Origin of the sequence: Prosthecobacter sp. (assembly GCF_046154365.1) — a bacterium.
Taxonomy (GTDB): Bacteria; Verrucomicrobiota; Verrucomicrobiia; order Verrucomicrobiales; family Verrucomicrobiaceae; genus Prosthecobacter.
Genome location: NZ_JBJXFV010000175.1, coordinates 10,587 through 34,782, shown reverse-complemented (window position 1 = coordinate 34,782; position 24,196 = coordinate 10,587). Strand labels below are relative to the sequence as shown.

Annotated in this window: 17 protein-coding genes; 8 read left to right on the top strand and 9 right to left on the bottom strand. The window is 60.9% G+C overall.

Going from position 1 to position 24,196, the window contains the following annotated elements:
* The first annotated feature begins 633 nt into the window (after window positions 1–633).
* Complete coding sequence (locus tag ACKVY0_RS22560) at window positions 634–1,167, top strand: hypothetical protein (RefSeq protein ID WP_409217113.1); 534 nt, start codon at window positions 634–636, stop codon at window positions 1,165–1,167.
* Window positions 1,168–1,194: 27 nt separating this feature from the next.
* Here the strand turns inward: ACKVY0_RS22560 and ACKVY0_RS22555 are convergent, their stop codons facing one another.
* Window positions 1,195–1,728: a hypothetical protein gene (locus ACKVY0_RS22555; RefSeq protein ID WP_409217112.1), complete on the bottom strand. Its 534-nt coding sequence runs from the start codon at window positions 1,726–1,728 to the stop codon at window positions 1,195–1,197.
* A 305-nt stretch (window positions 1,729–2,033) separates the two neighbouring features.
* Here ACKVY0_RS22555 and ACKVY0_RS22550 point away from each other — a divergent pair, with 305 nt between their 5' ends.
* Both ACKVY0_RS22550 and ACKVY0_RS22545 read left to right on the top strand, forming a co-directional pair.
* Window positions 2,034–3,017, top strand: coding sequence for a permease (locus ACKVY0_RS22550; protein ID WP_409217111.1), 984 nt, complete (start codon window positions 2,034–2,036; stop codon window positions 3,015–3,017).
* A 6-nt stretch (window positions 3,018–3,023) separates the two neighbouring features.
* Window positions 3,024–4,298 (top strand): hypothetical protein, encoded by a 1,275-nt coding sequence (locus ACKVY0_RS22545; protein WP_409217110.1) that lies wholly within the window; start codon window positions 3,024–3,026, stop codon window positions 4,296–4,298.
* Window positions 4,299–4,458: 160 nt separating this feature from the next.
* On the opposite strand, the gene ACKVY0_RS22540 is transcribed toward ACKVY0_RS22545, so the two are convergent.
* Both ACKVY0_RS22540 and ACKVY0_RS22535 read right to left on the bottom strand, forming a co-directional pair.
* The gene (locus ACKVY0_RS22540; RefSeq protein ID WP_409217109.1) at window positions 4,459–5,583 is read right to left on the bottom strand and encodes an Ldh family oxidoreductase; all 1,125 of its coding nucleotides are present in this window, start codon (window positions 5,581–5,583) and stop codon (window positions 4,459–4,461) included.
* Between the two features lie 57 nt (window positions 5,584–5,640).
* Complete coding sequence (locus tag ACKVY0_RS22535) at window positions 5,641–6,960, bottom strand: nucleotide sugar dehydrogenase (RefSeq protein WP_409217108.1); 1,320 nt, start codon at window positions 6,958–6,960, stop codon at window positions 5,641–5,643.
* Window positions 6,961–7,068: 108 nt separating this feature from the next.
* Here ACKVY0_RS22535 and ACKVY0_RS22530 point away from each other — a divergent pair, with 108 nt between their 5' ends.
* Window positions 7,069–7,758: a hypothetical protein gene (locus tag ACKVY0_RS22530; protein ID WP_409217107.1), complete on the top strand. Its 690-nt coding sequence runs from the start codon at window positions 7,069–7,071 to the stop codon at window positions 7,756–7,758.
* 24 nt (window positions 7,759–7,782) lie between these two features.
* On the opposite strand, the gene ACKVY0_RS22525 is transcribed toward ACKVY0_RS22530, so the two are convergent.
* The 5 genes from ACKVY0_RS22525 to ACKVY0_RS22505 are packed head-to-tail and all read right to left on the bottom strand — an operon-like array spanning window position 7,783 to window position 12,448.
* Complete coding sequence (locus ACKVY0_RS22525; RefSeq protein WP_409217106.1) at window positions 7,783–8,670, bottom strand: MBL fold metallo-hydrolase; 888 nt, start codon at window positions 8,668–8,670, stop codon at window positions 7,783–7,785.
* Between the two features lie 6 nt (window positions 8,671–8,676).
* Window positions 8,677–8,916 (bottom strand): hypothetical protein, encoded by a 240-nt coding sequence (locus tag ACKVY0_RS22520; protein ID WP_409217105.1) that lies wholly within the window; start codon window positions 8,914–8,916, stop codon window positions 8,677–8,679.
* 43 nt (window positions 8,917–8,959) lie between these two features.
* Complete coding sequence (locus ACKVY0_RS22515; protein ID WP_409217104.1) at window positions 8,960–9,889, bottom strand: thiamine pyrophosphate-dependent enzyme; 930 nt, start codon at window positions 9,887–9,889, stop codon at window positions 8,960–8,962.
* A 57-nt stretch (window positions 9,890–9,946) separates the two neighbouring features.
* Complete coding sequence (locus tag ACKVY0_RS22510) at window positions 9,947–10,630, bottom strand: Uma2 family endonuclease (RefSeq protein WP_409217103.1); 684 nt, start codon at window positions 10,628–10,630, stop codon at window positions 9,947–9,949.
* 18 nt (window positions 10,631–10,648) lie between these two features.
* Window positions 10,649–12,448 carry a 2-oxoacid:acceptor oxidoreductase subunit alpha gene (locus ACKVY0_RS22505; RefSeq protein WP_409217102.1) on the bottom strand — a complete coding sequence of 600 codons (1,800 nt, stop codon included), beginning with the start codon at window positions 12,446–12,448 and terminating at the stop codon, window positions 10,649–10,651.
* 61 nt (window positions 12,449–12,509) lie between these two features.
* On the opposite strand from ACKVY0_RS22505, the gene ACKVY0_RS22500 reads away from it, so the two are divergent.
* The 3 genes from ACKVY0_RS22500 to ACKVY0_RS22490 all read left to right on the top strand — a co-directional run bounded on the left by ACKVY0_RS22500 (window position 12,510) and on the right by ACKVY0_RS22490 (window position 16,513).
* Window positions 12,510–12,656: a hypothetical protein gene (locus tag ACKVY0_RS22500; protein WP_409217101.1), complete on the top strand. Its 147-nt coding sequence runs from the start codon at window positions 12,510–12,512 to the stop codon at window positions 12,654–12,656.
* Between the two features lie 85 nt (window positions 12,657–12,741).
* Complete coding sequence (locus ACKVY0_RS22495; protein WP_409217100.1) at window positions 12,742–15,135, top strand: DEAD/DEAH box helicase; 2,394 nt, start codon at window positions 12,742–12,744, stop codon at window positions 15,133–15,135.
* 169 nt (window positions 15,136–15,304) lie between these two features.
* On the top strand, window positions 15,305–16,513 hold the full coding sequence (locus ACKVY0_RS22490; protein WP_409217099.1) for a hypothetical protein: 1,209 nt from the start codon (window positions 15,305–15,307) through the stop codon (window positions 16,511–16,513).
* A 246-nt stretch (window positions 16,514–16,759) separates the two neighbouring features.
* Here ACKVY0_RS22490 and ACKVY0_RS22485 read toward each other — a convergent pair whose 3' ends face one another.
* Complete coding sequence (locus ACKVY0_RS22485; protein ID WP_409217098.1) at window positions 16,760–19,042, bottom strand: hypothetical protein; 2,283 nt, start codon at window positions 19,040–19,042, stop codon at window positions 16,760–16,762.
* Window positions 19,043–19,381: 339 nt separating this feature from the next.
* Between ACKVY0_RS22485 and ACKVY0_RS22480 the strand changes: the two genes are divergently transcribed.
* Window positions 19,382–24,052 (top strand): hypothetical protein, encoded by a 4,671-nt coding sequence (locus ACKVY0_RS22480; protein WP_409217097.1) that lies wholly within the window; start codon window positions 19,382–19,384, stop codon window positions 24,050–24,052.
* Window positions 24,053–24,196 lie beyond the last annotated feature (144 nt).

Here is a 24,196-nt window from a genome sequence, read left to right as displayed (position 1 = left end):
ATCTGGCCCCTCACCCCGACCCTCTCCCCGGAAAGAAAGCCAAACGCAAAACAAGTCTCTCGCCGGGGAGAGGGAGCCTGACGCTGGCGCACGATATTCAGGTCCCTCTCCCCGCGAGAAACGTGTTGCGCAAACAGGCGAGCTTCGGGGCTAGCGAAGCGCCGCAAAGCGAAGCGAAAGGTTAGGTGAGGGACCAGGTCGGCGTTCGTTGCAGGATTGCTTAACGGCATTGTTGCTAGCCTGCATTTCTCACACTCCCGGGTGCAAGCTGGTCTCCTTGGGTGCGTGGCCCGCGCGCCCAAGTGCTCAGTGCTCAGTGCTCAGTGCTCAGTTTGAAGTTCCTCTTGGTGCGCTTGACTGAGCCGTGTCCATGCAATGGAACCACAGAGACACAGGGGACACAGAGGGAAGAGTCTTGTTGATCGACTTCACCATGAGGTGACTTCCAGGTGTTTCTTAAATCCTCTGTGTACCCGGTGCCTCTGTGGTTCACCTTCTGTATTGTTACGGCTGAGCACTGAGCACTGAGCCCTTCATGCCACTCAAGGGTGTGGATACATGCTGGCTCGAAGCGCTGCGTCATCGCAAAACCGCGCGCCTTGAATGTTAAAACCCTGCTGCTAGGATCGGCCCATGAGCTTCAACCGCATCGGCCTGATCATCATCATTGCGGGTTTCATCTTTCTCGTTGGCACGGCGACGCAGCAGATGCGGCAGGACCAAACCTCCGAACAGACGGAGATCGAACAGTTGGCGAGTGCGAAGTTGGAACAGGAGCGACTGGCGGCGGAGAACGCTGAGAAAATGGTGAAGGATAAACTGACTGCTGAAAAATTGGCGATGGAAAAATTGGAGAAGGATCGGCTGGCGACAGAGAAACAACTGGCAACGGAGAAGGGTCTGATGGGAAAGCTGGCGCAGGACCGGCAAGCAGCCGAGCGCTGGCAGGCGGCGGCTGCAATCGCCCGCCAGGCCAAGCCTGATCTCCAAGTGCAAACCATGATCGACCCCAAAGTCATGGTTCTCGTCACCACCGGCAAAAAGAAGAGCCGCATTCCCCCCAAAGAAGCCAAGACGCTCGTGCAGAAGGTGCGCGAACAAATGGGCGAAGGTGCCGCCGTGAAAATCCTCGACGGCACCGGCAAGGAGATCGCACGGTCTGAGTAGCGGCGGGGTGATCCTGAGCAGGCGAGGTTATTTCTCCTCGATGTCCCAGTAGGACAGCTTGGCGATCTGCTCTGGCGTCAGATAGTCGATCCAGCTTTTGCCATGCTCGTCGAGATTCGGTGGCGAATGCCAGTCGAGGGTGCCGTCTGCGCGGAGTTTTTCCACCTGCACGGTGCCGTCGTTGCGGCCAATGATGATTTCGCGTCCTCGCCATGCCTGACCTCGTTTGCGTGGTCCCTCCGGTGGCGTGACATCCCACTTGGGCGGCCATGAGGTGCTGAGACTGTTTTCGATGATCAGTGGAATCTTGGGGTGAGAGTCTTCCGTCTGACTCTTCAAAAGCATCCAGTGGCATTCACCAGACAATAGCGCCGTGTCCAAAGCAGGCGGGCGGCCAATCTTGTTGTCCGTTTTGAACACGCTGTTGGGACAGTCGAAGATGCGCTCATCCGAGACAATTTCCTCCCTGAACAATTCGCGAAACACTTCGTTCGATGATTTGAACTCCTTGTTCTGGCCATCAGGATAGATGGAACGGGCGTCTTTGGCGTACTGCTTCAAAGACAGAATGATCTGTTTGCAGTTGTTCAGAGCATACCCTCGGTTCCCATGAAGAGGACTCGGTTTTTCGTAGAACGGAATGGTGAGAGAGAGCAACAGAAGCGCTACAACCACGATTAACCACTTCAACCACCTCCAGAGACGCTTAACTTTCTCATTCATGCCCTGATTGCACCAAATCCGCCGCCCAAACGCAATCTCATTTCCGCATTCGTCATTCCATCGTTCGACATTCGTCATTTCCCCGGTTCTTTCCCGCTTGAACCCGCCCTTGGGAAGCGTTTAGAACTGACCCACCACCACGCATGATTTTTCTCGCCGCACTGCCCGAACCCAGCCGCATGGGGGACTTCCTCATGGCTTTCCTGAGCATCATTTTCGAAGGTGCTCCCTACATCCTGATCGGGACGATCTTTTCGGGCATCATCGACGCCTTCCTGCCGGCGAAGCTGCTGGATCGCGTGCTGCCGAAGAGCAAGGTGCTGGCCACGCTGATCGCCGGGTTCCTGGGGCTGGTGTTTCCAGTGTGCGAGTGCGCGGTGGTGCCGGTAATCCGGCGGCTGGTGCAGAAGGGGCTGCCGCTGTCCTGTGCGGTGACGTACATGCTGTCCGCACCGATCATGAACCCCATCGTGGCGATCAGCACGCTGACGGCGTTCAAGGAGTTCTCGGGCCTGTCCTTCGCCACGGCGGGGAATGCAACGATGACGATTGCGCGGCTGTCGCTGGGCTATCTGGTGGCGGTGATCGTGGGGCTCATCGTGATGCGCTTCAAACCGGGCCAGGTGCTGCGGGCGAGCATCGCGAACAAGATCGCCGAGGCTGCCGCGGATGACGGCCACACGCATGCGCCCGCCGTCAGCTTCAATGGCAAGCTGGTCCACGCCATGCGCAGTTCCATGCGCGACTTCCTCGACACGGCGATGTACTTCGCCATCGGCGTGATCATCACCTCCGCCTTCAACACGCAGATCAATCAGGCCATCCTGAACACCGTCGCGGGCAACGACTGGCTGGCGCTGCCGTCGCTCATGGGGCTGGCGATGGTGCTGTCGCTGTGCAGCACGTCTGACGCCTTCATTGCGGCACCGATGACCGCCTTCTCGATGGCGGCGAAGCTGGCCTTCCTCGTCTTCGGCCCGATGATGGACATCAAGCTGCTGTTCATGTACTCCAGCGTCTTCCAGCGCAAGGTGGTCGTATATCTTCTCGTCGGTCTCTTCGTCCTCATCGGCCTGCTTTCCGGGCCGTGGATGCAGTTCATTCAAAGTCTCGCCATCAAACCCTAAATCGCCATGAGTGGAACCCGCACCCTCGTTCATCTCCTCAGTGTCGCCATGCTCCTGCTGTGGGGCGGCGTGCTGATCTACTTCTACGCCAGCGGCCGGCTGGTGAACTACCTGCCGCCCGACGGCATCTTCCGCCCGATGGTGCTCGTCTCCGGCATCGGTCTGGCGGTGCTGGGCTTGTTTAACCTGCTGACCATGGGCGCTGAAGATCCTGGCTGCGAAGGCCACGATCATGGTCACGACGACCACGACCATGATCACAAGGGCTGCGGTCACGATCATTCCCCCAAACACGGCGCCTGCGGCCATGACCACGGTCATGAGCACAAACACGAGCATGGCACCTGTGATCACGACCACGCGCACCACGAAGGCTGCGGGCATGACCATTCTCACGACGAAGACGAAGACTGCGGTCATGATCACGCGAAGAAAGCAGGCGGCTGTGGTCACGATCACGGGCACACGCATGACCACGGTCACGCACACAGCCACGAAGGCCATGCGCACGGCATTCTGGAGGAAAGCTCCTGGCCCGGCCGCATCACGGTGCTGCTCATCCTTGCCGCCCCGCTGTCGTGGGCCGCGCTGTCCACGCCGGATCGTTACAGCCCGAACGCCGTCGTGAACAAGGGCCTCTACGACCCGAACTACGCGGACACCTCGCGCGCCGAGCAGTTCTCGCTGCAAAACAAGCCCAAGACAGCGGCGAAACCCGAAACGACGTCACCCATCGCCACCACCAGCGTCACGGTCGAGAAACCCGCCACACCACCGCCTCCCGGAGTCGCCGCCGTCTCAGCCGCAAACGCCGAAACGCAGACACCGCCGAAAAATGTGCCACCACCCGCGCAGGCATCGAAAAGCTACGGCACTTTCACCTTGGAAGATCTCAAGGCGCAGGTGCCGCAGAGCAAGGATGGCAATTTCATCCTCGAAGTGCCCGAACTCTATTACACCGGCGGCGATGTCGAAGTGCAGAAGGTCATCACTGGCCAGATGGTCGAAACCATCGCCCAGATCCTGCCCGAAAAGGTCAACAACCCCGACGGTCACCGCCTGCGCATCTTCCGCATGCTCGTCCAATGCTGCGCCGCCGATGCCCGCCCGTATTCCGTGCCGGTCGATTTCGGCAAGAAGGCCCCCGAGTTCAAAGAAATGACCTGGGTCAAGGTCGTCGGCAAGATGAGCTACAAAAAGGAAGGCGATCAAACCGTCCCTATCATCGAAGCCACCAAGGTCGAAGAAACCACCGCGCCGGACAACGCGATGATTTATTGAGGCGGGCGATTTGCCATATCCCGTCTTCAATCCGCGTGAGCGTCCTGGAGTGCGTCGGCCCTCCGGCGCTTTCGAACGTCCACCGGCCTGCGCAAAGCTCCAGAGGGCTGGAGCACTCCAAAACGCTGTCGCGTTCGCCTTGCTCAAGACCCAACATGCCTCACGGCACGTCGTAAGTCTTCAATCCCGCCACGTCGAAGCGCTTCGCACCAACTTCATCAGCGATCTCATTGAGCGCCTCGACTTCAGCGGTGCTGAAGAGCAAGCCGCCCGCTTTCGCGGTGTGCGCGGCGTTTTGCGCCTCGGGCTGGCCGGGGAGCATGCAGTTCTCGTTACCGTGGCCGAGAATGTCGTCGATCACGGCTTTGATGTTCTCATTGAAGTTGCGACCGTTGGAGAACAGGCCGGTGCTGATGGCATCGGGATGGATGACCTGGAAGTAGAAGCTGCTGGTGCGCTTTTCGCCGGCTGGAAACGGCTTCGACTTGATGTTGGGATGCGCACCGCCACCGCGCAGCGTGGGCAGGCCGCCGCCGATCATGCCGCCCATGACTTCAATGAGCAGTGAGAGACCGTAGCCTTTGTGCGCACCGAACGGCAGCAGCCACGCGGCTTCATTCGCGTCCGTGGTCGGTTTGCCAGCAGCATCGACTGCAGCACCGGGAGGGAGCGGTTTGCCCTCGCGCTTGAGTTGCTGCACGCGACCCATGGCGACGGTGGAGGTGGCCCAGTCGATCACGATGGGGAAACCGCAGGCGTCCTGCGTCGGCAGGCCCCAGGAATGCGGATTGGTGCCGAGCACCGGGAACTTGCCGCCGAAGGGCACCACTTCGCCAAGCGTCGAGGTGCAGTTCGTGTAGGCGATGTAGCCTTTCTTCGCCGCATCCATCACATAACCGCCGCCCCAGAGATAATGGAAGGCGTTGTCCACGCTGACCTGGCCGATGCCGTATTTGTCCGCCATCTCCATGCAGCGCTCCATCGCACTGAAGGCCACGCTCTGGCCGAGCTTGAGTTTGCCATCCCACGCTTCGCTGGCAGCGAAGGGCTTCTTGATCACTTCGATCTCCGCACCCGGCTTGCAGCCACCGGTGGCGCTGCCGAAGAGGTGGTCCAAATGTAGCGCCTTGATCGCATTGTGCGTGCGGATGCCGTGCGCCGAGGCCATCTCGCAAAACCGCGCGCCATCATCCGCCTCCGCCTGCGTGTAGCCGCGATGCTGGTAGGCGGCGCGGACGAGTGCGTTGTGAGATTCAGTCGGAACGATGTGGTAGGTGGTGGGCATGGTTGGCGGATGATGACGAGACACACGCGGCACGCAAGGCGCTGATTGCGCTTCGTCTCACCAGCAGATGCCTTCGTAGCTCCAGGGCAGCGCCTTGAGTTCCGGCCAGCCATTCACATCAATCACATGCTTCCCATGCACCGCCACGTCACTCAATGACTTCAGCTCCACACATTTCTGCGAGGCGATGATGACATCGCTCTCGCGCACGACCTCTTCCGCCGTGGCACACAGCAACTGGGCCAGATGCGGCATGCGGCGCTGGATTTCGGCCTCATTGGCACCAATAAGGCGGGTCAGATTGATCGAGGGATCGTAAATGCGGAGCTGATAGCCGCGACCGAGCAGCGTCTCGGCGATGGCGACCATGGCGCTGCCGCGCATGTCGTCGGTGTCGGCTTTGAACGCGAGTCCGAGCAAGCCGACGCGCCGCACATCCTTTGCAGCGATTTGATCCAGTAGCGCATCGAGATGCGCCTGATTGGAAGCGATCACATGATCGAGCAGCGGGAGGTTCACACCTTCGATGCGTGCCAGACCGCTGAGCGCATTCACGTCCTTGGGCAAACATGAGCCGCCGAAGGGATTGCCAGGCCGCATGTAGTAGCGCGAGATGTTCAACCGCTCGTCATGACAGACCACGTCCATCACGCGGGCACCATCGACCCCGAGATGCTTCGCCATGCGACCGATCTCGTTGGCGAAGCCGACTTTGAGCGCATGGAAGTAGTTGCAGGAGTATTTGAGCAGCTCCGCGCCTTCCCATTCGAGAATTTGCGCATTTTGACCGAGCAGATCGAGCGCCTCGTTCGTCGCAGGAGCCTTGCCATCATGCGTACCGACAGCGGCGAGTGAAGGATCACGGAAATCGCGCACGGCGGTGCCTTCGCGCAAGAATTCCGGGCAGTAATAGACGTGCAGCAAGCCAGACTCGATGAGATCAGCGAAGAACTCGCGCACGATAACCCGCGTGCTACCGGGAAGCATCGTGCTGCGGAACAGAATCGTGTGAGGGAGGTTTTTCTCACGAATCGCGGCGGCGAGCTGCGCGGCGACCTTGCGCACAAAGTCGAGGTTGAGCCGACCAGCGGCCTGGGAGGGCGTGCCGACGCAGATGATGCTGACCTGCGAGGCTTTGACGGCTGCCGTAGCGTCCGTGGTGGCATCGAGACGGCCTTCACGCTTCGCGGCTTGCAGCAAGGACTCGAGTTCAGGCTCAATAATCGGCGAGATGCCCGACTTGAATGCGCCCACCTTGGCCTGCTGCACATCAGCACCAATGATGTGATGGCCGAGTTCGGCCAGACAGCCAGCGGTGACGGCCCCGACATAGCCGAGGCCAAAGATGCTGACGTTTTGCGGGTGCGCGGAAGGCATCCCCTAATCAAGCATGACCTTCAGGGACAAACAAACATCTTCACAACTGGCCGGACATTTGCCAGATTGGCCTGAATGTGGAGGAGAATGAAAATATTCCGGCAAGCGATGGCATTCCTTATTTGTCATTCCGCCTGCGGTCATCCGGCGGATCAAAGCGAGATGCGCGCACGACCGCAGCCGCACAAGCTGGAGATTCGGCTAACGTTCAACATCTTCACGCTGACGCGGTTTTTGAAGATCGACACGGATGGTGACACGAAGCTCAGCATGGCGGAACTGACGGCGGCGGAGCCGGGCCTTACGGAGTATCTGAACCAGCACCTCCAGATCGAGATCAACGGACAAAAGACGACACTTGGATCGCAGGCGCGGTTTGACCACCTTTGGCCGAACTCGGAGAAGACTGAGCCGATGACGGAGGCTGAGTATGCGGCAAGGAATGTGGATGTGACTTTCACTTTGCCAGTGGAAGGACGGCTGCTGGAGGATTTTTGGCTTGGCTTCGAGATTTTCGAACAAACGGGACCGATGCAGACGATTCGCGGGGTGTTTGAGCAGGACGGAAAGATCGAAGAAGTGCCGTTCAGCGTGCAGGAACCAGAGTACACCTATGATACCGGCTTTGCGGACGATCCATTCGTGCAGGAGGCCGAAAAGAAGACCGTGGAGCCGCCGAGTGAGCAGCGCTGGTGGATGCTGCGCGCTGTGGTGCTCATCATCCTGCTGGTGGTGGGCCGGACGGTGCAGCTCAGCGCCCTTTCTCGCAAAACAATCGCACGCCGTCGGCGCAAGTAGCCGGAGCGGGCAGGATTGCCCGCGCTACGGCTGCTTTTCGCAGTAAAGCCGCACGCCGTCGGCGCACATCGAGGTGACGTTGGCGCTTTCTCCTTTCAGCCAAAGTTCCTCACTGACTCCGGCCTGCATGGCGGCCTGGTGCTCGGCAGCGGCGTAGCGCCGACGATTCTCCTCGGTACTGATGCCTTCGCGGAAACCGGCGGCGACACGTTCGTAAACCTCGGTGATACGCTGACGATAGTTGGCGAGATGTGCGGCGACATCGCTCACCGCGCCGAAATGGGTGAGGTAGAGGGTCTTGAACTTCGCCGCCATGAGGCGATCCACCGACTGCACATAGGCGACGGGGTCGAACTGCGGCGGTGAGGCGGTAACGGAGAGGTAGCTGCTGTGTTCGAGGCGCATGCCGGCGACATCGCCGGTGAAGCAGACATCGCCGAGGACGAAGGCGTGATGATGCCGAGCATGGCCGGGTGTGTCCCAGGCGTTGATTTCGACCTCGCCCAGCGGCACACCTTCGTTGTCTTGAAGTACGATGAGGCGTTCAGCGGGTGCGGGAAGCATGTCGCCCCACAAGGAGTCCATTTTCTCCGCGTAGATCAAGCGGGCGCTATCGATGAGCTTCGATGAATCAATCAAATGCCGGGCGGCATTCGGATGACAATACACCGTGGCTCCCTGCTGCGCCCACCAGCCAGCGGCTCCGGCGTGATCGAGGTGAATGTGCGTGACGAAGACCTTCTTGATGGCTGATTCATCGACATCAACGGCACGAATGGCACTGCGTAGTGCCGCCAAGGTCGATCCAGGCCCGGTTTCGATCAGAGCAAACTCTCCGCCGCTCTCGACGAGGTAGGAAGCGATGAGGCCGGGGATGCCTTGGAAGCGAAGATCGAGCGTGTGGATGCGCATGGCTATTCAAAGAGCGGTGGCAGGTGTCTGGCTCCATGCCTGCTGCGCGCGCAACTCCGAAAGTGGCACCCGACGCCCCGTATGAGAAAGGGCCTCATCGAGCAGGGATTCAAGCGCGGCAGTGGCACGCCAGCCAAAGGCCGTTTGGACAGCGGCTTCAACAGCGGCATCCACACTCACATAGTCACCTTCAGCGACCTGCCGTTTGAGCAAGGACTCGGTGGATTCTGTGAGCGTGATTGTCATGGTGGCAGATGAATAAGCAGCCACGCGATGCGCAAGCGCTGGCTTACCGCATCGCTTCGAAGCGCTTCTTGAGAATGTCTTTCTGGCTGGCACCGCCGAGCTTGGCCTGCGTGTCGTCGATCCACTTCTGCTCGAGAGCGTTCTTGGTGGGGCGGTTGACCTGGTAATAGACGCCGAATTTTCCGGGAGCGAGGTTTTCAGCGAGCTTGAAGGCGGCCTGGTCGTCGGTCACGTCGTGCTGCGTTTCGTCGATGGTTTCCCAGGTGCCGCCTTTTTTCGGCCAGCTATCGTCAAAGGCACCGGCGTAGAACATGACGCACTCGCTGAGGCACTCGACGACGCTGAAGCCATCATGCAGGATGGCACGCTCGAAGATGGCCTCCATGTGCTTCACCTGCGCGGCATGCGTGCGGGCGATGAAGGTGGCGCCGCTGGCGAGGAGCTGCTTCATCGGATTGATCGGACGGTCGATGCTGCCGGTGGGGTCGGTCTTGCTCTTGAAGCCGATGGGACTGGTGGGGCTGGTCTGCTTCTTCGTCAGGCCATAGACGAAGTTGTCCATGATGATGTAGGTGAGCTTGATGTTTTTGCGCGCGGCATGGTTGAGGTGGTTGCCGCCGATGGAGAAGCCGTCGCCATCACCGCCGAAGACGAAGACATGCACGTCAGGGCGGCTCAGGGAGATGCCGGTGGCGAGGGGCAGAGCACGACCGTGGATGAAGTGGATGCCGTGCGTGTTCATGAAATACGGGAAGCGGCTGGAGCAGCCGATGCCGGCGACGCACACGATGTTTTCATGCGGATACTGGAGCTTCTCCAGCACGCGGTAGAAGATGTTCAGCACGGCGAAGTCGCCGCAGCCGGGGCACCACGTCGGATGGTCGGCGGTGAGGGCTTTTTTGGTGAGCTTGTTCGGATCAGCAACGGGCGCGGCAGGTGCAGCGGCTGGGGCGGGAGCGAGGGCGGAGGACATGATGGTTGGTTGGGGAGGTGAATTTAACGAAAAGGGAGCGTGTGATCCATCGGGCGTCTATTTCTTGCCCGCTTTCAGGCGGCGGTGAAATTCGCTGACGGCCTCGTAGTCGTCGCGCCAGCAGGCGAGTTCTTCGATCCATTGCAGCGGGATTTTCGGCAGACGGACACTGCGTGGCTGCTGCTGGTAAGCGGCACCGTCCCAGGCATGCACTTGGATTTTGCCGCGACGCCAGATCCAGACCTCGGGATGGCCGAGTTTTTCATAGAGCGGCAGTTTGTTGAGGCCGCCGCTGCTGAGGGCCACTTCGATGGCGAGGTCGAGTTTTTCGCCTTCGCCACGGGCGAAGGAATAAGACTCATCAGCCTCAACGGCTTTTTCAGATTCAACCACGCGACGTGTCATGTTGCTGCGGGCATAGAAAACAATGTCGTGATGACGGAGCCAGGCTTCTAGACAACGGCTGAGGATGATCTTGATGCGCTCGTGATCAGATGAGGTGGTCATAATCTCCAACTGGCCGTCGCCGTAATTGAGGAGCGTGCCGGGGCGGTTGTTGTCGCCGAAGGCCTTGTCGATGGCGAGGTAGCGCTTCCAGGTGGTGCTCAAAACGACGCGCTGCTCCGGCTGCCAGCGCCGCATGATCTGCGGCGTGCTGCTGGCTGCCGTCACTTGCCGCACGCGGCGCGTACTGACGGCACGGCGGGCGGTTTTGATGACGCTGGAGGTGTGCGCGGGCATGAGTGCGATGTTACACTATTACTCAGCACCGGCCATGATCTTCTCCACGCCGGTGACGATCTCACGAATGCGGAAGGCGAGGCCGTCGGTTTTGCAGACGGATTGGATGCGCGGATCAGCGAGGCTGGCACGGAGCAGCGTGGCGAGCTGACCGTAGCCGTAGAGGCCGGAGTCGTTCATCTCGACGCAGACGACATGCTTGAATTTCTTGAACAGGCCGTCTAGCCCATCGGGCATCGGATGCAGGTGGCGCAGGTGCAGCGCACCGGCCTTGTGGCCTTCGAGGCGGAGGCGATCCACGCTCTCTTTAATCGGGCCGTAGGTGCTGCCCCAGCCGATGACGAGGACGTCGCCAGTTTGATCGCCATGAATTTCAGGCAGCGGGAGTTCCTTGGCGAGTTGCACGAGCTTGTTGCGACGCTTCGCGGTCATCAAGGTATGCATCTTGGGGCTGCCGCTGGGGTGGCCCATTTCGTCGTGCTCAAGACCGGTGGAGACGGGGAATTTGCCGCCTGCCATCTTCGAGCCGGGAGGTGCGTGACGGGTGATGGCATCGAGCGGATACGGTTTGAAGTCCGCAGGACGCGTGGAGAGATCGAGTTCGGGTTCGACCCAGTGCTTGTCGAGATCAGGCTCTTCAAATGCCTCGATGCGGCTGCTGAGGGCCTGATCGCTGAGGATGATGACGGGGCAGGAATACTTCTTCGCGAGTTTGCAGGCTTCCAACGCGATGTAGAAGCAGTCTTCCACATCCTGCGGCGCCACCACGATGCGCGGCGTGTCGCCGTGGCTGCCGTAGATGGCCTGCATGAGGTCCGACTGCTCCACACTGGTCGGCAGGCCGGTGGATGGGCCGCCACGCTGCACATTGACGCAGATGAGCGGGATTTCCGCCATGCTGGCGTAGCCGAGCGCTTCCATTTTCAGCGACAAGCCGGGGCCGGAGCTGCCGGTGATGGCGAGATGGCCGGCAAAGGCAGCACCGATGGTCATGCTGACAGCGGCGAGTTCATCTTCCGCCTGCACATAGATGCCGCCGTATTTGGGCAGTTCGAGACGCAGCGTCTCCAAGATCGACGACCACGGCGTGATGGGATAGGCCGCGCCATAGCGCACCCCGGCGGCGATGAGGCCCAGGGTGAGCATCTGATTGCCATCCGCGCTGATGCGGTGGCCGCTGGTCGCTTCGCCAGGCACGAAGGCAAACTTTTCGATGTCGCCGACTTGGTAGGCAAAACCGGCGTCAAAGGCCAGCAGGGCGTTGCGCAGCACGCTTTCGTCCTTTTTGCCGAACTGGCGGCTGACGATGCCGACCAGTTTCTCTTTGTCCAAATTGAACACGGCAGTCACCATGCCGAGCACGAACATGTTTTTGCCACGATCACGCGTGGAGCCGCCGACGGCCTCCACCGTCGCGGAAGTGAATGGCACACCGATGTGGATGATGCCGCGCTCATGCTTGACGTCCTCCGGCCCCATGTCCGCCGTGTCGTAGAAGCAGATGCCGCCATCACGCAGCGCTGCGACGTGGTTCTCGTAGCTATGCTTGTAAAAGGCAACCAGCACGTCCGCTTCATCGCCTTCATGCAGCACCGCACCGGAACCGAGATGCACCTGGAAGATCGAAGGCCCGCCGCTGATCGTGGACGGGATGGTCATGTAGGTCATCACTTCCTGCGCCGTGCGGCCTGCAAGCCGGGCCAGGAAGCCGCCGATGGACTGAATGCCATCTTGCGAGTTGCCTGCGAGGCGGATGACGGCGTTGCGCAGAGTCGTGGGGGTGGACGACGAGGGAGGAGCAGCGGTGGCGGTGGACATGATTGGGTGGTAGGCCCGGTTAAGGTGGCGGGGTGACTGGAACGCCATTCTATGAGGTCTTTTGCACTCGTCTATCGCTGCGGCGACCTTTTTTCTCTGGCTCGTCGAGAAATCCAAGCTTGCCCGCCAATGCGGCAGCGTCAGCCACATGCGCCGTCGCCAGATTGAGGACAAGCTAAATGCCGCCTTGGGATGGAAGCTGGTCTAACGGCATTTCCCCTTCGATCAAACACCTTGCTATCTCCCCCAGCGGTGGGAGTATGGCCGCCCTCTAAACTCAGGGGAACCGCATTATGGACAAACACACCTTCCCTGAACTGGGAATCGCGCCCGAGCTTCTCGACGCCGTCAAATCACTCGGATTCGAGCAACCCTCGCCCATCCAGGCCGAAGCCATTCCCGTGGCGCTTACCGGACGCGATGTCGTCGGGCAGTCCCAGACCGGCTCTGGCAAGACCATGGCCTTCGGCATCCCCGTCGTCCAGCGCGTCGATGCCACCCAGCGCAATGTGCAGGCACTGATCCTCTGCCCCACCCGCGAACTCGCCATGCAGGTCTGCGCGGAGATCCACAAACTCGCCACCTTCAAAAACATCCGCGCCACACCAGTCTATGGCGGTGCTTCATATGACCGCCAGATTCGTGCGCTGCAAAGCGGCTCCCAAATCGTCGTCGGCACCCCAGGACGCATTCTCGACTTCATGGAGCGCGGCTTGATCAAGCTCGACGGCCTGAAGATGCTCGTCTTTGATGAAGCCGACGAAATGCTCGACATGGGCTTCAGCGACGACATCGACCGCCTCATGGCCGCCGTGCCCGAAGAACGCCAGACCATCTTCTTCAGCGCCACCTTCGAGCCGCGCATCCGCCGTCTCGTCGAAAACTACACGCGCAACGCCGCCACCATCACCATTCAGCAGAAGGCCCTCACTGTTCCCACGGTGGAGCAGCGCTACTACGAAGTGCATGGCCGTTCCAAGACCGAAGTGCTCTGCCGCGTCCTCGACATCGAGGCCCCGCGTCTCACCATCGTCTTCGCCAACACCAAACGTGCCGTCGATGACGCCACGGACGCCTTGGTGGCACGCGGTTATGCCGCCGACCGCCTCCATGGGGACATCAATCAAACCATGCGCGAGCGTGTGATGCGAAACTTCCGCAGCGGCGCCGTCGAAGTCCTCTGCGCCACCGACGTGGCCGCACGCGGCCTCGACGTGAACGACATCGACCTCATCGTCAATCTGGAGCTGCCCTACGATGCCGAAGACTACGTCCACCGCATCGGCCGCACCGGTCGTGCCGGTCGCAAAGGCAAGGCCGTCAGTCTCGTCGCCGGTCGCGAAATTTATCTCATGCAGCGCATCCAGCGCTTCATCAACATCCGCATCGACCGTGCCGCAGTGCCGTCGCAGGAAGATCTCGAAGCCACCCGCGTCGATAAGACCTTCGACAAGGTCAAAGCGGTGCTCGAAGGCAACACCTACACCTCCCACGAGCACAGCATCCAGCGCCTGCTCGACACCGGCTTCACCGCCACCGAGATCGCCAGTGCCTTGATGGACCTCCTCATGAAGGATCAGGTTCGTGAAGCCGAGCAGATCATGGAAGATCGTGCGCCAAAGCGCAAAGACGCCCCGCAGCGCGAATTCCAGGCCCGTCCGGCTCCTGCTCCCGTGCGCCCACCTGCGCCTGCTGCTACTCCTACTCCTACTCCTACTCCTACTCCGGCTGCCACAGCGCCTGCTCCAGTTGTTTCGTCCGACACGTCAGACCAGTCCGACCAGTCCGACGCGTCAGAAGCTGCCGCTCCAGCCCCCGCTCAAGAAGAAGACGCCGGCCCCACGAATCATCAGGCCGCCGTCCCTGCCCCTGCCGCAGCGCCACGGCCCGCGCCCGCGAAATTCGACAACGAATACGACACCTCCGACGAAGAGCGCCCGCTGCCCAAGAAGCAGAGCAGCTACGTCCAAAAAGGCCCGCGCTCCGGCATGGTCCGTCTGTTCATCAACGTCGGCGGCATGGATCAGGTGCGTCCGCAGGACATCGCCGGCATGCTCTACAACACCATTCAAGACCTCACCCCCGGCAGCATCGGTGCCATCGACGTGCTGGAGAAATGCAGCTTCGTCGAAGTGCCTGGGGATGTCGTCGAGTCGGTGCTCGAAGGCGTCAAAGGCGCTCAACTGCGCGGCCGTGACGTCCGCATGGATCACGCCGATCGTCCCGATGACATCAGCGGCATCCGCCAGAAGCGCTTCGGCGGTGGCGGCGGTTTCGTCAAAAAGCCCGGTTACGGCGGCGGTGGCGGATTTAACAAAGGCGGCTTCGGCGGCGGTGGCGGCTACAAAGGTGGCGGCTCCGGCGGCGGTTACCAAGGCGGTGGCGGTGGCTATCAAGGCGGTGGCAGCGGTGGTTTCAGCAAACCCGGTGGCTTCAAAGGCTACGGTGGTGCCAAACCCGGCTACGGCGACAAACCCCATCTCAAACGCGACGGCGAAGGCCCCAGCCCCGGTTACGGTGGCGATGAAGGCCCGCGCCGCGCAGACGCCGGCAGCGGCTACGGCGGTGGTGGTGATCGCGAAGATCGCGGCGGCTTCGGCGGCGGCAAACGTCCCTACGGCGGCGGCGGTGGCTTCAAAAAGCCCGGCTTCGGCAGCGGCGGCGGCGGCTTCAAGAAGAAGTGGTAGCAGGCTTGTTGTCTCAAACCTGTAGCGGATCTCATGACAGCGAGTGGGCGATGCTTGGAATCGTTGAATTCAACGATCTCAGAAGCGCGCAGGGTGATTCAAAAGGCATCCCCGTGCCTGGCCCACTTTCGACTTGTTCTCCGATGCCGATTTGAGCAAACTCCCAACCATGCATCGCTCTTCAACCCTCCGTCTGACGACACTTCTCCTCCTGGCGCTTTCGGGGGTGTTTTTTTATAGAACAGCCGACGCTAAAAACTACCCGCTGGCCCGCGCATTAGCGCCCCACTTGAAGCCGCAGGCACTGACAGCAAAGGCGGAGCCCCAAGGACTGAATCAGGCCCGCACACAGATCATCGCCATTCTAAACGCCATGCAAAGCTGCGTGGAGTCTGGTGGACCAGACGCCCGTAGCCTGCTGAGCATGGCCTTCGAATTCCAACCAGCCGTCGGCCCCGTGCAGCAATCGACCATACAGGGCAATCTGATGCAAATGTGGCAGGAAGCACGGGCGCTCGGCTGTTATGACAGCTTGCACCACTTCACTGGTGCCATCACCAAGGGGCCTGATGCTGGCACTCAAGCCGTCTTTGAATACATCGTCTTGCTGGAACATGCACCACGGTTTTCACGCGACGTATCCAACATTCGTTTGGTGCCTCCCTCCAAAAGTCGCGAGAAAAACGGGGACTCCCCTGCGCACGATCTTGCCTTTTTGCAGCAACTCAAGCAGGTGGAGCGTGAAATTATCGGGAGGCTCGCCCTGAAAAAGATTGAAGCAGGGCCACCCGTGAAAAAAGCGGAGCCCACCAATAGCATGGGGCAGACGAAAGCCGAGCACTTGCGCCTGTTTCAGGCAGAGATGCAGAAGGCTGGTGCGCTGGCGCAGAAGTCTCCCATAATCCGACTCACCGGAAGGCAGACGGAACAACCCATGAAAAAAAATGGCTATCAGTGGGTCTATACGGCCGAACTCACCAACCTCTCGGCTTACCCTACAGAGGTCGTCGTGGAATGGTGGCTGATTGGCGATACAGAAATCAAGCACCTCAACTATTTGTTTGCCGAAGGCAAAGAGACCCTTCAGTTACGCTCCGCTGGCATCGAGAAACTGGAGTTTAAAACCAAATCCAAGAGCCATTACGATGGCCGTGCCGATGATCTCGACGGTCTGGGCCCCAAAGACCCAATGCGCGGCAAGACAGAACCCAAATACCGCGGCGCCGTGATCCGCGTCATTCATGGCAAGGATAAAAAAACCGTGGCCACCTGGACCTCGGACGCCACGATGGCACGCGCTCTGTCTGACGAACCTGGGGAACAGCACGATCTCGAACGCCTACCAAGGCTCTACGAGAGCGATCCGAAGAATTATTGATGAGAGCGGCCTCTGGCGCTCTCGCGAAAAAATCGCAACCGGCTCACTTCCATGCGCTCAACATGCAGGGCCTCCTCGCCTGGGACACCGTCGTCGCCCACATCGACGACAAAGGCTTCCCACGTCTCAAGCACGACACCGCCAGCCCCACCGGTGTCAAAGGCAGCGGCAAGATCGAAGACCGCCGGGCTTTGATTGACTCAGATTGGGTGCGCGAGTGTCCATGCGACAATTGCGACCAACATCTCACCCCGCCCGCGTCACACGCTTCCAGAAGAAGTCCAGCTCACGCGCCAGCACGCTCATCACCTGTGCGGGCGTGGCCTGCAGGGAGCCGCTTTCGGATTCCTTGATGATGCGCTGCATGGCATAGAGCGCAGCCACGCTCAGGGGATCGAGATGAATCGCATCCACATGCGCCCTCAACTCATCGGGGAAGGCGGTGCTGTGCTGGAGGATGGCCCAGCTCGGCTGCTCACGCTCGGTTTTGAATGTGGCGATCTTGAGCTTCGGTGCGGCATCGGCCGCGTTGGCACCCTGCTCGGCGAGACGACCGGCGGCGAAACCAGCCAGCGTGCGCCAGTAGGAGCTGTCGGCAAAATTGGCGAGTCCGAAGACGATCTCCAGCCCTTGCAGCGACCAGCACATCACATAACGGCCCGTCATGCCGGGCAGTTCATGCTCGCTGAAACGCACGAGCGGGAAACGCTTGCCCGCCAGCCGGATCAGCTCGGCCAGCTTCGTGTAATCCAGCGGCAGTGAATCGGCCTCCGCCGACATTTGCAGCCGCAGCGCCTCGTAACGACCGAGCAGCGCATCACGCTCGGCATGCACCGGAACTGTTGCGACCGCAGATACCGCTGCCGGAGCCGCTGCAGCCACGAACGCCGGTGCGGGCATGGCCGGATGCGCCGCCAGAGCCGGTGCGGCAGCGCTCATCACACCCGCGAGTCGTTTCGCCACGACATGCGTGCTGTTGTCATCCGCGCTGGGAGCCGGAACACTCGGCTGACGCAGTTTACCAAGCATTTCGCGCAAATTTTCAAACGCACCCGCCGAACTCGGCGAGAACTGCGCCTGCGGAGCCGGTTCCGCATCGTGAGAGGCCATAACCGCCACCTTGGCCTCACTGGGCGGCGGCAGATGCGTCCCATGGGTGCCGTTGGTGGCAGGCAGCGGCGCTTCGTTCTCCTGCGGCAATGCACGCTCCGGTTCAGCCAGGCCCTCGGCCATGAGCTTCATCTGCGCCGTCGTGGCGGAGTCAAAAATCGTCACCTCGCCCGGCGGCGGTTCATCGGCGGGAATCGTTTCCGTCAGCAGCGGCACCACGCCTGCTTCGTCCGGCTCAGGCATCATGGCCTGCGGTGAAATCGACGCCGGAGCCAGTGGTGAAGCCAGCGTCTGCTGGAAAAATTCCCACTGCTTCGCCGCATGCCGCAGGAAGGCACGTGCGGACACCGAACCCAGCGGTCGGCCAAGGAAATAGCGCTTCACGTCCATGAACGACGTGAATTCACGAACGTCATCCGCTGGCACGCGTGCCTGCTGCAATCGCATCCTCAGCAGCAAGGCAGCCTCAGTTTCGCCAATGCCACGCAGCAGCATCTGCGACGCGGTGAGGCGGTCCTCCATCGCACTCGGCAAATGATGACCAAACGTCGCCTGCCACACATCCTGATTCAAACTCAGCACCACATGCACGCCGTCCATCTCCGACATGTCGAGCAGCAGCGAGGCGATGCGCAGTCCAGCCTCGGGATTGCGATAATACGCATCCAGGTGATCCACCAGCAGCACCACCGGCCGCCACAGGCCGAGCAGCCGCAGCCACGTCACCGGGCCTTCATTCGATTCATCCGCCGCCAGCGTGCGCAGCACGGCCATCTTCGACATGCCGCCGTCCAGCGCGTGGTTGAGCATCGCATCCACCCAGGATTCCAGCGCCGCAGGAATCGCTGGCACACGCTTCATCGCCTGTTCAGTCATCGGCTTGCGCAGTTGGGCCTCAAAACGCCGCACCCATTCGCCGATCAAGCGGGCGCTGCCGTTCAGATCAAAAACTTCCACCGGATCACCGTTCAACACTCGCAGCGCCTGCTCTGGATTCGCGCACGGCAGCGTCCCGCTTTCGATCAAACGCCGCACCAGCATCGCGCATACGCCTGCGCAGGCTTCTCGTAGCCGTGTCCAGCCTTCACGCGGCGTATCCGCACGCGCCATGGATTCCAGACCGCGCACCGCCACGGCGGAAATGCCGATTTCATCTTCGAGACGAAACGCCAGCGGCACCAGCACCACCTGACCACCCGCCGCCGCCGCGAGGCGTCCCAGCAGATGCGTCTTGCCGTAACCCGCACGCGGTGCCGTGAGCAGCAGCAACGGCTGCCCGCCCGCACGCCCGGCACTGCTCTGACGTTCATCAATCGTCGAGGTCAACTGCCCCAGAATGTCCACGTTCAAGCCCGGCACCGAACGATTCTCCTCCACACCAAACGGTCCGGCACAAACATCGTCGGCGAATGGATTCATCCCTTCCGCCTGTGGCATAGCCATGGGCAGGCCCAAAGCGGATGGCGGCGGTGTTGATCGTGTCGGTTCTGGACTTTCCACAATGAATCTGGTTTCAGTGTTCTGACGCAGGGCTGTTTCGATGATATTTATGCCCAATCATACTCCGCAGAAAGTAAGTTTTTTGGTTTTGCCGTGATTCTTTTGAGCCAATGCGTGCCCCAGGAGAACGCACTTGTGCTGGTCGTCGGATGCGAAGAAAGGTGGTGCGCTCTCTGCTGCACAGTTCTTCCTCAGTGATCGGCATCGTCCCTGAACCCGAAAAGAAGCTCTCCGCGCCAGCGTTAAGCCTGCACCCTCATGAACCTCGCCCTCCGCCCCGCCACGCACGAAGCTCTGCAACGCTTTCGCCTGCGCCGCCAGCATCTGCTTCAAACCCGTGCGCTTCTCTGCGGCATCGCGATTGCCCTCACGGCCTTCACCGTCATCGCCGTCCTCGACCGTGTGTGGTTCATGCCTGATGTGATTCGTCCCTGGCTCTCGCTGCTTGTGTATGCCGGAGCCATTTTCGCGGCATGGAAAGTTGCCTGGCGCTTCATCGCGCAGGCCAGTGGCAAGGAAGGCACCGCCAAGCTGATCGAGTCCGCTGAACCCGCGCTACATGAGCGCCTGCTCGCCGCCGTCGAACTCGCTGATCCGCGTGATGGCGTGAACGTGAAGGATTCCGTCGAGTTCCGCGAGAAATTGCAGGACGATGTCGCCGCCGCAGTTGAAGGCATCGATTGGACGAAAAAGCTGCCGACCCGCACGCTCAAACCGTGGTTCATCGCCACAGGTGGCGTGGTGGGTGTCATCCTCGTGCTCTGCTGTATTCCTGGCTTGAACATGCGCGGCTTCCTCGCGCGTGCGGCGCTGCCGTTTGCGAACCTCGAACGTCCTGCCTCGGTCAAAATCCGCATTCTGGAGCCGGTCAAAGCCAACGCGCTCGCCCCCATCGGCTCCGAAGTGCCGCTGATCATCGAAACCGAAGGCCCGAAGCCCGCGCTCGCCACGCTGGAGTTTCAAATGGAAGGCTCAAAGCCGCGTCGCACCGAACTGTCGGGCGTCGGTGCCACACGCTTTGAAGGCGTTGTGCCAGTCGGCCAGACGGATGTGCACTACCGCATTCACGCCGCCGATGCCATCACACCATGGCGCACACTCAGCGCCCGCGCTCGTCCGCGCATTGTCGAGTTCACCAAGACCATCGTGCCGCCGGCTTACTCCGGTTGGCAGGAAACCAAACTCACCGAGGATCACGGCGATCTCGAAGCGCTCGACGGTTCCATCATCAAACTCACGCTCAAAACCAACCAACCCGTCTCGCAGAGCGACATCGTCATCAATCCCGATCTCACCGAAAAATTCACCACTGCGGTCAAAACCGACGCCAACGGCCTGCTCACCACCGACATCGCCATCAAAGCCGCGCACGGCTCGTGGCAGATCGCTTTGAAGTCGCAGGAGACCGGCTTCACCAACGAGGAAAGCACGCCCTGGCGCATCACCGCCATTCCTGATCTGCCGCCCACCGCGCAGATCAACGAACCCGGCGAACAAATTGAACTGCTGCCCGATGAAGCTGTGCGCATCGCCGCTATCGCCACCGACGATGTCGGTCTCGGCGCCGTCAAACTCGCCCACGCCATCAACGGCGCGAACTGGACCGAGCGCGACCTGCCTTTCACCAAGTCCGCCAAAGAAGCCCCCGTGCAGACGCTGCTGCCGCTCGCACCGCTCGGTGTGAAAACCGGCGACGCCCTGCTCATCAAGCTCATCGCCATCGACCTCAAAGGCCAGAAGGCCGAGTCACCGCCCGTCCGCATCATCATTCTCGAACAAACCATCGACCCACGTCAGCGTGAGTGGGCCGAATCGCAGCGCCGTCTCGCACAGAAGGCTGAGCGCCTCAACGAACAGACTCACGAACTCCGCAAAGATCTCGAAAAAGTCCGCAAGACCGAGCGCAACGCACGCAAAGACCCGAATGCGGCGAAGAACGAGGCCGAAAACGCCGTCGCCAGTGCCCAGGAAAAATTGGAGCAGGTCAAAGCGCAAACGGAGGAGCTGTGGAACGCCCTCAAGGAAGCCTCACGCGATGCGCCGAACCAACTTGATGCTACCGAAGCCCAGTTGCTCGGTGAACGCCTTGCACAAATGCGCCGCGAGCAACTCCCTGAGCTGGAAAAACTCAACAGTGACGCGATTGAAAACCCAGAGCAGCTCAAACGTGCTGCCAGCGAAGCCTCCGCAAGCTCCAACAGCATCGCTGACGCCGCACGCGCCTTTGCCGCTGAAGACACGGCCAAAATCGCCGCACAGGAATCCCAGCAGCTTCAGCGGCAGTCGAAGATGCTCACCGAAAACGCCCTGCAGGCCAACCGTGATGCCGAACAGCGCCCCAAATGGCAGGAGCAGCAGCGCGCGCTTATGGCGCAGTCGAAAACCCTGCAAAAAGACCTGCAGCAGCTCGATGAAACGCAGAACGGCCGCAATCGCGGTCAGATGCAGGACATCGACAAAAAACTCAACGAGACCGCCGCCGATCTCGCCAGCAGCCTCGACAAACCCGAGCAGACCAAAAGCCCCGAGCATCTCTACGGCGCCTCCGACAATCTGCGCAGTCGTTTGCAGCAGGCCGCCGATGTCAGCCGCAACATCGCCGAGCAGACAATGAACGAAGCCGCGCAACGCCGCGAACAGCTTGCCCGTCAGGACAATCCCGCGCTCGCCAAACTCGAAGAAGCAAAAGGTGCTCTCGCCTTGGCTGAGAACGCAACACGCGATCCAAAGCAGAACAAACGCAATGATCGCGACGGCCTCACACCTGCTGAGAAAGCCGAGAAGCAACTCGCCGAAGCCGCGAAGCAACTCCAGGACCAGGCCGAATTGCGTGAGCAGAATCAACTGACGAACAATCAGGCCGCGCTCGACATGAATCGCGCTAGCCGTGCCGCCGATGAACTCGCACGTCAGACCGCCGAAGCGAAGAAGCTTCCCCTGCCCTCACCCGAAGAAGCCGAGAAGGCACGTCGCAGTAATGCGCCGCCATCTGCAGCCACCAAGGCGATGACCAATTTGAAACAGCAGGCCGAACAGCTCGCGCAAGCCACGCGTGCGCTGGAAGCCGATGCACTCGCGCAAGATGCCGCGCAGGCACTCGAAGCCGCACAAACCGAAGCGATGCAGCCGCAGAACCAGCAAGACCTCGCGCAAACCGCCGCGCAGGCCAAAGCCGCCGCTGAAGCGCTCCAGCAGATTCCCGAAAAGATCAATCGTGCCCGCCTTGCCGAAGCGATGCAGAAGACCGATCCGCAGGCCGCGAACAACCTGCGTCAGGCCGCGCAGCAGGCCAGCGATGCCTCGCGCAATGCCGCCGAGCAGAACAAAAACCTCGCGCGTGAAGCCGCGCAGCAGCAGCCCGGTCAGCCGTTGAACAATCAACCCGCGCAGCAGGCCACCGCCGACGCACAGAAGAAAGCGAACGAACTCGCCGCGCAGTTGCAGCCGCAGATCGACGCCGCCCGCGCCCAGCTCGCCGCGCTCACGCCGGAAGTCAGCGAGATGATGAAACGCGTCGCCGAAGACCTCACCAAAACGCAGAAGGAAACCCAAACCGCCGCGAATGACGCGAAGGCCGAGAAGCCCGTCGAGAAAGTCGCCGAAAAAGCCCAGGAACTGCGCCCCGAAGCCGCCGCCAATGCCGAAAAAATGACCGCGCTGCAAGCCGCGCTGCGCCAGGAGGCCAACGCCGCCAACTTGGCGCAAAAACCCGAAGCCCAGATGTCACGCACCGCCGATGTCGCGCTCGCGCAGATGCAGCAGAAGTCGCCGCAGATCGCGCAAAATTTGAAACAGGCCGCGCAGGCCACGCAGAGCCAGCCACAGGCGCAAAACCTTCAGGCCGCCGCCGATGCGCAGCAGCAGACCGCGCAGGCCCTTCAGCAGCTCGCGCAGAACATGCAGAAGGCCGAACAAGGTGAGCAGCTCACCGCAGCCGATCAGGCCGCCATGCAAAAGATGGAGCAGGAACTCGGCGTGCAGGAGCCGCTCGATGAAGCCTACCAGCGCGCGCAGGAGCTTGCGGAGATGGCCAAGGATGCCACGCAAAATCCGCAGGCCGTGCTGGAAGCGCTGGAGAAGGAACTGCCGAAAAATCCGTCGATGAAGAAAGCTTTGGCCGAGACCGCGAAGAACACCGCGCAGCTGGCCGAACAGGCCGTTGCCAAAGAAACGCAGCAGGCCGTGCAAAACGGCATGGCGCAGAAGCAGGCCGCGAATGATCTCTCCCGCGTCTCACGCCATCAGCAGCGTCTTGGCGACAAAGAAGCCGCGCAGCAGGTCGCACAGGCCAGCAATCAATTGCAGCAGGCCGCGCAAAAAGCCGAAGCCACGCAGGCCAACCCTGTGCCAAATCCGCAAGCCGCACAGCAAAGCCAGGCCAGCGCCGCTCAAGCTGCCAAAGCCGCCGAAGCAACCGCCAGCCAGACCGCGCCGCCGATGCTCGCTTCTCCGCTCGAACAACTTCAGGGTCAGATGCTCGCCCAGGCGCTTGATCAGCTTGATGCGCAGCTTCATCCGATGCAGAGCGCGCAACCATCGCAAAACGGCCAGCAACAGCAGGCCGGTCAGCAGCAAGGCCAGCAGGCGCAGCAGAGTTTGAACGACGCCCAGCAGGCCCAGCAGCAAAGCATGGCCGACGCCCGCAATCAGGGCCAGACGCCGGGACAAAAACCCAGCCAGCAGCAGGCGCAGAACAAACAGCAGGGCCAAAACTCGCAGGCCCAGTCCGCTGAAGGCGGCAATCAATCCACCCAGCTTCAAGACGGCGTCCTCGGCCAAATCACCGTCCTCGTGAACGGCGACTGGGGCCACCTCCCACAAAAAATGGCCGACGACCTCACCGAAGCCACCCGAAGCGAAGCCGCCCCCGAATACCGCGCCGCCATTGAAAGCTACTACAAAGCCATCGCGACGAAGGCGAAGCGGTAAGGTGGTCAAGACTCGACTTCGCACTATTCACAAAACCGATTTGCAATCCTATGCGCGTGCAAACCGACCTTTTGGTTGCCCAGCAACGGCATAGGATGTCAATCGACATCCAAGAGCGCTTCAATCAATCTATTAGCCATCCGT

Bases quoted from the DNA above. Each gene is read 5' to 3' on its own strand.
- ACKVY0_RS22525 (WP_409217106.1), bottom strand. From the start codon at position 8,670: ATGCGCATCCACACGCTCGATCTTCGCTTCCAAGGCATCCCCGGCCTC.
- ACKVY0_RS22520 (WP_409217105.1), bottom strand. From the start codon at position 8,916: ATGACAATCACGCTCACAGAATCCACCGAGTCCTTGCTCAAACGGCAG.
- ACKVY0_RS22535 (WP_409217108.1), bottom strand. From the start codon at position 6,960: ATGCCTTCCGCGCACCCGCAAAACGTCAGCATCTTTGGCCTCGGCTAT.
- ACKVY0_RS22560 (WP_409217113.1), top strand. From the start codon at position 634: ATGAGCTTCAACCGCATCGGCCTGATCATCATCATTGCGGGTTTCATC.
- ACKVY0_RS22515 (WP_409217104.1), bottom strand. From the start codon at position 9,889: ATGTCCTCCGCCCTCGCTCCCGCCCCAGCCGCTGCACCTGCCGCGCCC.
- ACKVY0_RS22495 (WP_409217100.1), top strand. From the start codon at position 12,742: ATGGACAAACACACCTTCCCTGAACTGGGAATCGCGCCCGAGCTTCTC.
- ACKVY0_RS22490 (WP_409217099.1), top strand. From the start codon at position 15,305: ATGCATCGCTCTTCAACCCTCCGTCTGACGACACTTCTCCTCCTGGCG.
- ACKVY0_RS22540 (WP_409217109.1), bottom strand. From the start codon at position 5,583: ATGCCCACCACCTACCACATCGTTCCGACTGAATCTCACAACGCACTC.
- ACKVY0_RS22480 (WP_409217097.1), top strand. From the start codon at position 19,382: ATGAACCTCGCCCTCCGCCCCGCCACGCACGAAGCTCTGCAACGCTTT.
- ACKVY0_RS22485 (WP_409217098.1), bottom strand. From the start codon at position 19,042: ATGAATCCATTCGCCGACGATGTTTGTGCCGGACCGTTTGGTGTGGAG.
- ACKVY0_RS22530 (WP_409217107.1), top strand. From the start codon at position 7,069: ATGGCATTCCTTATTTGTCATTCCGCCTGCGGTCATCCGGCGGATCAA.
- ACKVY0_RS22550 (WP_409217111.1), top strand. From the start codon at position 2,034: ATGATTTTTCTCGCCGCACTGCCCGAACCCAGCCGCATGGGGGACTTC.
- ACKVY0_RS22545 (WP_409217110.1), top strand. From the start codon at position 3,024: ATGAGTGGAACCCGCACCCTCGTTCATCTCCTCAGTGTCGCCATGCTC.
- ACKVY0_RS22505 (WP_409217102.1), bottom strand. From the start codon at position 12,448: ATGTCCACCGCCACCGCTGCTCCTCCCTCGTCGTCCACCCCCACGACT.
- ACKVY0_RS22510 (WP_409217103.1), bottom strand. From the start codon at position 10,630: ATGCCCGCGCACACCTCCAGCGTCATCAAAACCGCCCGCCGTGCCGTC.